Here is a 1,776-nt window from a genome sequence, read left to right as displayed (position 1 = left end):
GGACGGTGCAGCCCGGACGGAAGACGACGTCGGCGAGGAGCTGTTCGCCGTCGTCCGCCGCGCAGTTGAGGCGGGCGTGGATCCCGAGCAGGCCCTGCGGGGCGCCGTCCGCAGATTCCAGCAGCGCGTAACGGAAGAAAACCGCGGCGGGTGATCTCGATTAGTCTTAAGCCGGACCTTGCAGCCGGCCCCGGCCTCGCCTGCAGACATTCCATCTTTTCGTTCCAACGAACAGGAGCTACTCCATGGCGCTGATCGATGCCATCCACGCGCGCGAAATCCTCGATTCCCGCGGCAACCCCACCGTAGAAGTTGAGGTGCTGCTCTCCGACGGCTCGATGGGCCGGGCCGCGGTTCCGTCCGGGGCCTCCACCGGGGCGTTCGAGGCGGTGGAACGCCGCGACGGCGAGAAGGACCGCTACCTGGGCAAGGGCGTCGGCCAGGCCGTGGCCGCCGTGGTGGACACCATCCAGCCGGCGCTGGCGGGCCTCGACGCCACCGACCAGCGGCTGATCGACCAGACCATGCTGGACCTGGACGGCACCTCCAACAAATCCGACCTTGGCGCCAACGCCATCCTCGGCGTTTCGCTGGCCGTGGCCTCGGCCGCCGCCGAATCCGCCAACCTCCCGCTGTACAAGTACCTGGGCGGCCCCAACGCGCACGTGCTGCCGGTCCCGCTGATGAATATCCTCAACGGCGGATCGCACGCCGATTCCGACGTGGACATCCAGGAATTCATGGTGGTGCCGCTGGGCGCCGCCACGTTCTCCGAGGGGCTGCGCTGGGGCGTGGAGGTCTACCACAGCCTCAAGTCCGTGCTGAAGGAGAAGGGCCTGTCCACCGGGCTGGGCGACGAGGGCGGCTTCGCCCCGAACCTGCCCAGCAACCGGGCCGCGCTGGACCTGATCACCGAGGCGATCACCCGCGCCGGCTACACCCCGGGCAAGGACATCGCCCTGGCCCTGGACGTGGCGTCCTCCGAGTTCTACGAGGACGGCGCCTACCAGTTCGAGGGCAAGTCCCTGACGGCGGCGGACATGAGCGCCTACTACGCCCAGCTGGTGGCCGACTTCCCGCTGGTCTCCATCGAGGATCCGCTGGACGAATCCGACTGGGAGGGCTGGGCCGCCCTGACGGCCGAGTTGGGCGACAAGGTGCAGCTGGTCGGCGACGACCTGTTCGTCACCAACCCCGAACGACTGCAGCAGGGCATCGATGCCAAGACCGCCAACTCCCTGTTGGTCAAGGTCAACCAAATCGGTTCGCTGACCGAAACCCTGGAGGCCGTGGCCCTGGCCCAGCGCAACGGCTACACCACGATCACCTCGCACCGCTCCGGCGAGACCGAGGACACCACGATCGCGGACATCGCCGTGGCCACCAACGCCGGCCAGATCAAGACCGGCGCCCCGGCCCGTTCGGAGCGCGTGGCCAAGTACAACCAGCTGCTGCGCATCGAGGAGGAGCTCGACGACGCAGCCCGCTACGCCGGTCGCGGCGCCTTCCCGCGTTTCACGGCGTAGTTCGGCCCGACCCTCGGTAATGTCTTAAGCGGGGCCCGGCGGCAAGCCGGAGCCGGGCCCGCACGACGACCACGGTGAGGAGCCGCGAATGTCCACCCGACGCCCCAACATGCCGCGGGCCGGCCGCCCGGCCGGCCGCGGGCCTGCTTCGGGCGGCGTGGACGGGAAGGACACCGACGCGCGGGAACCGGAGACCGGACAGGTGATCCGGGCCGACTTCGGCCGGCCCCCGACCGGCTCCGCTCCGCAG

At 69.5% G+C, this 1,776-nt stretch carries 1 protein-coding gene; it reads left to right on the top strand.

Features of this window, described 5'->3' with window-relative positions; all coding sequences use genetic code 11:
* The first annotated feature begins 245 nt into the window (after window positions 1-245).
* Window positions 246-1,526, top strand: a complete 1,281-nt coding sequence (gene eno / locus AC5RV2_RS17655) for a phosphopyruvate hydratase (protein ID WP_494093410.1) — start codon at window positions 246-248, stop codon at window positions 1,524-1,526.
* The last annotated feature ends 250 nt before the right edge of the window (window positions 1,527-1,776 follow it).

It is taken from the genome of Arthrobacter sp. Y3225116 (genome assembly GCF_059091245.1).
Note: the sequence above shows the minus strand (reverse complement) of the source record. Positions and strands in the feature narration are given on the sequence as shown.